Here is a 7,577-nt window from a genome sequence, read left to right as displayed (position 1 = left end):
GAATAATAGCATATATAAATTATTAATGCAATTCTAATATTTATATTGAAAAACAATTATAAATTTTGTATAATTAAAAGATAAATATTTTTACTCAATATAGGAAATCCCTAATTATTAAAATATGGACTTTATAATTATAATAATTTTGATTATTTTAAACGGCATATTCGCTATGTCGGAGATAGCCGTAATATCCGCAAGAAAATCCGCGTTAATGAAAGAAAGCAAAGATGGAAATAAAAACGCTAAAATCGCTCTTTCCCTGGCAAATCATCCCGATAAATTTTTATCGACTATTCAAATAGGAATAACTTTAATAGGAATATTGACGGGAATTTATTCGGGAGATACGATTGCAAAAGAATTGTCAAATATTTTAATAAAGATTCATATTCCGACAGTTTACGCTTCTTCGATTGCGAAAATAATTGTAGTCGCGCTGGTAACTTATCTTACTTTAATATTCGGAGAATTAGTCCCAAAAAGACTCGGAATGGTTATGCCCGAAAAAATAGCAAAAACGGTTGCAAGTCCTATGATTATATTATCAAAAATAGGCGCGCCTTTCGTATGGATATTATCTCAAAGCGCTTTAATGGTTTCAAAAATACTTGGAATAAAAGACGATAAAAATCCAATAACCGAAGAAGAAATTAAATCTATGGTAGAGGAAGGAAAACGAGGAGGCGAAGTAAAAGAAGTCGAACAGGATATTATAGAGAGGGCTTTCTTTTTGGGAGATAGAAAAATAGAATCGATAATGACTCATAGAAGCGATATAGTATGCTTGGATATAAATATGAATAACGATGAAATAAAAAAAATAATTTCTAAAAACTCTTTCGCCAACTATCCCGTTATAGATAAAAATTTGGATAATATTATAGGAGTTGTCAGAATAACCGATATATTTGATAAATTGAATAGTCAAAAATTAAAGATAGAAAAGTTTGCCAAAAAGGTTAATTACTTTCATAACAATATGGAAGTTTATTCGGCGCTTAAAGAAATGAAGAAAAATAATATAAAAATAGGATTCATATCGGATGAATTCGGCAATATAGACGGAATGATAACTCAAAACGATATATTTAACGCGTTAGTCGGAGCGGTTTGCGAAAATAAAGAAAACGAAAATATAAAAGAGAGAAAAAACGGAGGATGGTTTGTGGACGGGCAATGTCCTATTTACGATTTCTTGGAATATTTCAATATAGAAGATGAAACGGTTTCAAATAATTATAATACGATAAGCGGACTTATACTTGAAATACTGCAGCATGTTCCTTTGGAAGGAGAATCTATAAAATGGAAAAATTTAAATATTGAAATAGTCGACATGGACGGAGCGAGAATCGATAAAATTATCGTAAAGAAAATATAAATTAAGTTTGCATAAATTTTTTAGTTTTAAACTGTTGACAAAAAATTCTAAATATTGTATAATTCAACCATTATGACAACAAAGTTAATAAATAATATTTGCAGTTCACAGCGAACCGCGAACAAAGTAGTTTAAACTTTTTTAATTCTTTTAAAGACAAACTTTTATTTGTTAAAACCTTTTTAACTTCAATGAGTTTACTTATTCGTTTGGCGAAAAATCAATTTGCAAATTTAATAACAAGGTGGCTTCCGCTTCTGCGTGCCGTTGGCAAGCCCCTTGTGTTAATAATTCAGAGAAAGGCGTTACTATGCAACTGCACACAATGGGTTAAAACCCATTGTTATAAGAAGTGGATTGCTTCACTATCGTTCGCACACTCGGCGACTGCCCGCTTTCAGCGTGTGCGCCTAATGGCGATGACGATAAAAAATAATTTTGCAATTCTAAATTTAGTTAAATCTTTTTTAACTTTAATCAAAATTACTTTCGATAGCTTATCAGAGAGAAATCTCTGTTTAGTTATAAAAAAATTATATCAAAAGGAGATTTTTAAAATGTATATTTTAAAAACGAAAAAACTTTTTACCTACTTGGTTGTAGGAGCTTTAATTACAGCTTTATTTATAAGTTGTAAGAATGACGACAAGACGGGAAGCGGAGACGATTATTCCGTGCCGACTGCTACAGGCGACCCCGCGACAGATTTAACAGATGGCACTTATTTGGATAATCTTACTCTCACAGCGCAAGTAGGAAATCCGACAGAAGATGTGTCAAGTCTTGGTCAGGGTTTTACTTTGGAGATAGCTGGCAATAAAGCGACAAGCGGACTATTTAACGCTTTAGTAAATGCGCAAGTCTTAAAATCTGGTTCCGAATATTCCGCTTATGGCGAAAGCAATGAGGATGGATTGAGCGCCAAAGAGTATATCAAATTCACCATCTCTGGCGATAGTGTAACGATTACATACATAGTGGCCGTTTCGGGCGATGGGCAAAGTTATAAACTTACCTATGATGGAACTTTGACTAAACAGGCAAGTTAATTTAAATTTTAAGGAGAAACTAAAATGACAAATTTAATCAAAACAATATCAATAACTTTATTAATTACTTTAAGTATGGCTTTCATTTCTTGTAAAAATGAGGATAAGACAGGTGGCGATGGTAGTTTTAAGAATTCAGATTTGGCTGGCACTTGGACGAGCGGAGCAAACAGTTTTACCATAGATAGTTCTGGAAATGTAAATTTTACATATCAAGGATATACTTATAAAGAAAATATTTTATCTATGGATATGGAAGGTTATGATGTTTGGGGAAGTTCATATAACGAGGGATATAGCACTAGCACCAACCCTACAGAAGGAAGCGAAAGAAAAAGAGCAAGATTTCATTTCAGTAGTGTCTCAAGCTGCGATGTTACTATTGAAGAAGAAAAATATTCTGGCACATATCCAAATGGAAGCTGGCAAAATCAAAAAACTACTTCGGTAGGAAATTTCACAAAATAAAGTTATATAAAGTAAAATTGATAAGACGAAAAAAGGCATCGTATTTAATTGCGGTGTCTTTTTATTTAATCGTCATTTCGAGATTTATTTATAAATCGAAGCAATCTATTCTATGTGGATTACTTCGCTTCCTTTTAGTTGCTCGTAATGACGATGTCTAAAAAGTTGTAATGACAATATTTTATTTCAATTCTTTATAAAATCCAAAACCAAATCTAAAGCGAAAATAACGCTTGCCTCTCTTACTTCATCTCTACCGCCAGAAAAAATATTTTTATAAGGTTTCGTATAATTTTCAGCCGACAAACAAATCCAAACCAACCCTACGGGCTTATCTTCGCTTCCGCCGTCAGGTCCCGCTATTCCGCTAATCGCTATTGAAATATCGGCATTCATTATTTGCCTGCTATTTTCCGCCATTTCTATAACGCATTCTTTACTTACCGCTCCGTAATTCGATAAAGTTTCCTTTTTTACATTTATAATTTTATTTTTAATTTCGTTGGAGTAAGTGACAAAAGAACCTTCAAAACAGCCAGAAGAACCGCTAATTGAAGTTATCGAAGAAGCGAAAAGTCCTCCCGTGCAAGATTCCGCCGAAGTTATTTTTAATTTTTTCTCTATAAGTTTATTTACCAATTCTTTTGATTTAATTTTTATTTTATTCATAATATTAAAACTTCATTTTTTGAAACATGATAATTCGATTTAAATTAATTTTCAAGTTTTATAAATTACGGCAATTAAAAAATATAAATTAAAATTCCGATTATTATACGGCATAATGGAAATTACTATGAAACGAATACTTATAATAATTTTTATAACATATATTTCTGCATATTCCAACGATATTTTACATTACTATTCAAAAGTTAACGATAGAAATTTAGATATAGGCATCGATTCGGTATCGATTCAAACCAACGATTTTTTTTACAGATTAGACGGAAATTCAAGAACGGAATTAATCGGCAGATTGGAAGAGGCAAAACGATTAATAAATAATTATAAATTCTTCGATGCGATAACTTTATGCAACGAACTCGAAGCGTCTTACGAAGGATATTATATGCTTTATTATTTGAGAGGTTTTGCATATTATAAAACGGGCGATATTTACTATTCAATGCTCGATTTCAAAAAATTACTTTCAATGTATTTTACGGAAAGAGAAATTTTTGAAGTCGTTGGAAATTTTTTTGACGAAATAAACGATTACGAATACGCGTTAAGAACTTATATACTCGCTTTTAAAATTTATAACGATTATTACTGGATATTTTTAGCGGGAAAAACTTCTTTAAAATATAACGATATAAGAAGCGCAAATAATTATTTCACGCAATGTTTGAGAGCGGGAATCGGATACGGTTTTGAGGGATTCGCCGATATTAATCTACTGCAAAATCAATACGCGGACGCTTTAAATAATTATAATAACGCCCAAATGTCTTATTCGAGTTATAGCAGCTATAGCAATAATAAAATCGATATTGCAAGACTCAATTCAAAAATTTCAAACGCTACGGTTCAAAGAGAATTATTTAACTGGAATTCAAAATTAGAAAATAGAGAATTTGAATCGGCTACGAATATTTTAAATAATTTGTCTTCCTATTCAAAAGATTTTCCAGAAATAGATTTGGCTTTGGCTAAAACTTATTTTAGAATTGGGAATTATCAGTTATCGAAAAATATGCTAAATCAATTTATTGCCGTTAATAAAAATTTTGACGAAGCCTACGCCATCCTTGCGCAAATATATTTATACGAAAATAACGAAAAAAGCGCGATTGATATTTTGGAAAAAGGTTTGGAATATTCTTATAATAAACCGAGATTATACGAAACTTTTGCAAATATGCTTTATAATGCGGGCTATTCTTTTTATCCGAATAAAATAATTTCGCAGATAATAGATTTATACGAGATTTCGGACGAAAATAAAATTGAATACGGAAAATATTTGATAAGCAAAAAAGAATATTTTAAAGCTCGTGAATTATTAAACGGAATCAGAAGTTATAGAGCGACAGTGAATTCGATTCTGGATTCTATCGGATATAATATCATTTTAGATAAAGCGGAATCCTTAAATAGAGACGGCTATTATGTCGACATTATGGAACTGCTTTCAAAACATAAATTTAACGGATACGAAGAGCAGATTAGAATCGGCTATATTGCAAACTCTTATTATAAATTGGGTTCTATCGACAGAGCTATAAATATTTTAAAAGAATTATACGACAGCAATTCAATAAGCGTTAATAATGTCATGCTTTTAAGAGATTTGCTTAAAGTAAGAATATCTAATAATAATTATTCGCAGTCTCAAAAGGATATAGATTTTGCAGATATTCAATCGACTATATTTTGGGAAGAGGATTTAAAAGAAAATACCAAATTAATTACCGATAAAATATACGAATTTATAAAATATAATCAGTATGACGAAGCGCTCGCCTATATAGAACAGCTTAAAATAAAAAATTACGATACAGTTTATATAAAAAAAATCGAGTCGATAGTTTACGGTTATTATGCCACTTTTTTATACGATAATCGTCAGTTCGATAAAGCAAAATCCATCTCAAATCTTGCAATCAGAAGAAATAAAGATAATTATGACGCTATGGCGATAAAAAATCAAATTTATGTCGATGTATATTTGAATTCTGTCGGCAATTATAATAATATAGACGCTTATGTTAAACTTTCGGATATAAGAAGAGAGGTTTTGAATATATCGCCCGCTTACATTGATAACATGATAAAATTAGCCGAAGCCTTGGTTTACGAATATAATATTGAAGGCTATAATATAATCAATAATATTTTAAAATATGTCGATATAAACGGAGCGAGAGATTTGCTTTTGGGAAGAATATATAATAAAAGCGGATTATACGATTATTCTTTTCAGGCTTATACGAGAGCGGCTCAATATATGGATGTCGATTTGCTCGATAGAGTGGAAAGCATTTCGGTAGCGGATAATAATAAAATTTCTTCTCTCAATTTTAATCAAAGAAGAAAAGCGAGAGATTATTACGCTTTATCAAAAATTTATGTTAAAATAAATAATTATAATGAGGCTATCAATTCAATTCAAAGGGCAATATTGGAAGATAATTTAAATTTGGATTATCGCTATCAATTAGGATATATTAGCGAACTTATGGGAAATCCGAAAGACGCTCTCGAATTTTACGAATATGTTATTAAGAATAATAAAAATCATGCGGCGGCTAATTATAGAACGGCAGTTATTTATTTGGAATATTTTAGAAATTATAATTTGGCTTACGATTATGTAATGAATTATATTTCTTTAGTTCCAGACGATTATAGCGGATACGAACTTTTGGGAAAAATCTATAAATATCGAGCGGAAAGTTTGATGGAAAATAATACGGAAAGCCTATTTAGAAACGCTTTGGTATCTTACAAAACTGCGTCCGATAAGGCGGTTTGGGGAAAAGATAAAGAAGTCAAAAAAAATATTGAAATGGAAATTCAAAATATTTTAAATAGATTATTGAAATAAATTATTCAGTTTATTAAAATTTTTTTAAAGAAGATTTAATCTCTTTTCGATTGCAATTCCGTATATTCTTTCTTCTTCAGATTTAATTTCTTCAAATGACGCTTTGACGGAAGAATATATAAATTTTGTCGCTTTATTTAGCGCGTTTTCTATAGTTTCGCCTTTCAATATATAGCCTAATAACGAAGAGCCGAAAGCGTCTCCCGTTCCCGGCATGCTTATATTTATTTTGTCATAATATTTCGTTATAATTTTATTTTCATTGTAGCATAAACAACCTAATTTATTTTCTTTTTCAACGCTCGTCACGATTACGGTTTTTGGTCCCATTTCGGATAAAGTTTTTGCCATCTCTTCTATTTCTTTTTCGTTATATTTTTCTGACGGATTTTTATCGAGCAAAACTGCAAGTTCGGTAATATTCGGAGTCGCTATCGTGGAATATTTTAATAAACCTTTCATTGATTTCACATGTTCGTCCGACATTGAAGGATATAATTTGCCGTTGTCTCCAAGTATAGGGTCCAAAAGAACTATTGGAAAATTAAAATCTTTTATTATATCAGCGACTATTTCGGGCTGTTTTCCCGCCGAAAGCCAGCCTATATAGAAAGCGTCAAATTTCGGTTTTCGCAATTTTAATTCTTTTATTATCGCTTCCAATTCTTTAGTCAAATCGAAAGCGCAAAAACTATTAAAAGCCGTGTGATTTGAAAGTAGAACGCTTATAAGAGGCGAAACTTTTATTCCAAACGCCGACAAAACGGGAATATTAACCGTAAGAGAAGCTTTTCCGTAGGAGCATAAATCGTTTATAATTAGAACATTTAAATCTTTCATAATTTAGTCTATTTGAATATAATAAGAGAATTTTCATTATTTAAAACTTTATAGCCCGAAATTTCTGCATAGTAGGAAAATTCATCCATAGTTATATCGTATCTGTCTTCTATTTCGGCTTTAGTGATTTTTAATTTTCTATTTCCGCGAACGAAAGAATTTAATTCAAAAGCGTTTTCTCCAAATCGTCTTTCGACTTCTTTTAGAAACGGATTTTTTTTGCCTCTTCTCATTATATTGTCTCCGTAAATTATATAAATTTAATTATATGCTATACGAT

General features: G+C 30.9%; 7 protein-coding genes. 4 read left to right on the top strand and 3 right to left on the bottom strand.

The window, feature by feature from the left end:
* The first annotated feature begins 124 nt into the window (after positions 1–124).
* The 3 genes from ACR0QS_RS08925 (at position 125) to ACR0QS_RS08915 (ending at position 2,904) form a co-directional block, all read left to right on the top strand.
* Positions 125–1,387, top strand: coding sequence for a hemolysin family protein (locus tag ACR0QS_RS08925; RefSeq protein WP_432633092.1), 1,263 nt, complete (start codon positions 125–127; stop codon positions 1,385–1,387).
* A 557-nt stretch (positions 1,388–1,944) separates the two neighbouring features.
* The gene (locus ACR0QS_RS08920) at positions 1,945–2,436 is read left to right on the top strand and encodes a hypothetical protein (protein WP_432633091.1); all 492 of its coding nucleotides are present in this window, start codon (positions 1,945–1,947) and stop codon (positions 2,434–2,436) included.
* Positions 2,437–2,460: 24 nt separating this feature from the next.
* Complete coding sequence (locus ACR0QS_RS08915) at positions 2,461–2,904, top strand: hypothetical protein (RefSeq protein WP_432633090.1); 444 nt, start codon at positions 2,461–2,463, stop codon at positions 2,902–2,904.
* Between the two features lie 186 nt (positions 2,905–3,090).
* Here ACR0QS_RS08915 and ACR0QS_RS08910 read toward each other — a convergent pair whose 3' ends face one another.
* Positions 3,091–3,573 carry a CinA family protein gene (locus ACR0QS_RS08910; protein ID WP_432633089.1) on the bottom strand — a complete coding sequence of 161 codons (483 nt, stop codon included), beginning with the start codon at positions 3,571–3,573 and terminating at the stop codon, positions 3,091–3,093.
* A 127-nt stretch (positions 3,574–3,700) separates the two neighbouring features.
* On the opposite strand from ACR0QS_RS08910, the gene ACR0QS_RS08905 reads away from it, so the two are divergent.
* Entirely contained in the window at positions 3,701–6,457 is a 2,757-nt protein-coding gene (locus ACR0QS_RS08905) for a tetratricopeptide repeat protein (RefSeq protein ID WP_432633088.1), read from the top strand.
* Positions 6,458–6,481: 24 nt separating this feature from the next.
* Here ACR0QS_RS08905 and ACR0QS_RS08900 read toward each other — a convergent pair whose 3' ends face one another.
* Both ACR0QS_RS08900 and ACR0QS_RS08895 read right to left on the bottom strand, forming a co-directional pair.
* On the bottom strand, positions 6,482–7,297 hold the full coding sequence (locus tag ACR0QS_RS08900) for a pyridoxamine kinase (RefSeq protein ID WP_432633087.1): 816 nt from the start codon (positions 7,295–7,297) through the stop codon (positions 6,482–6,484).
* Between the two features lie 8 nt (positions 7,298–7,305).
* On the bottom strand, positions 7,306–7,530 hold the full coding sequence (locus tag ACR0QS_RS08895; protein WP_432633086.1) for a hypothetical protein: 225 nt from the start codon (positions 7,528–7,530) through the stop codon (positions 7,306–7,308).
* Positions 7,531–7,577 lie beyond the last annotated feature (47 nt).

This window comes from Brachyspira sp. (assembly GCF_050873525.1).
Classification (GTDB): domain Bacteria; phylum Spirochaetota; class Brachyspiria; order Brachyspirales; family Brachyspiraceae; genus Brachyspira.
The sequence above is the reverse complement of the archived record's forward strand: the minus strand, read 5'-3'. Positions and strand labels throughout refer to the sequence as shown.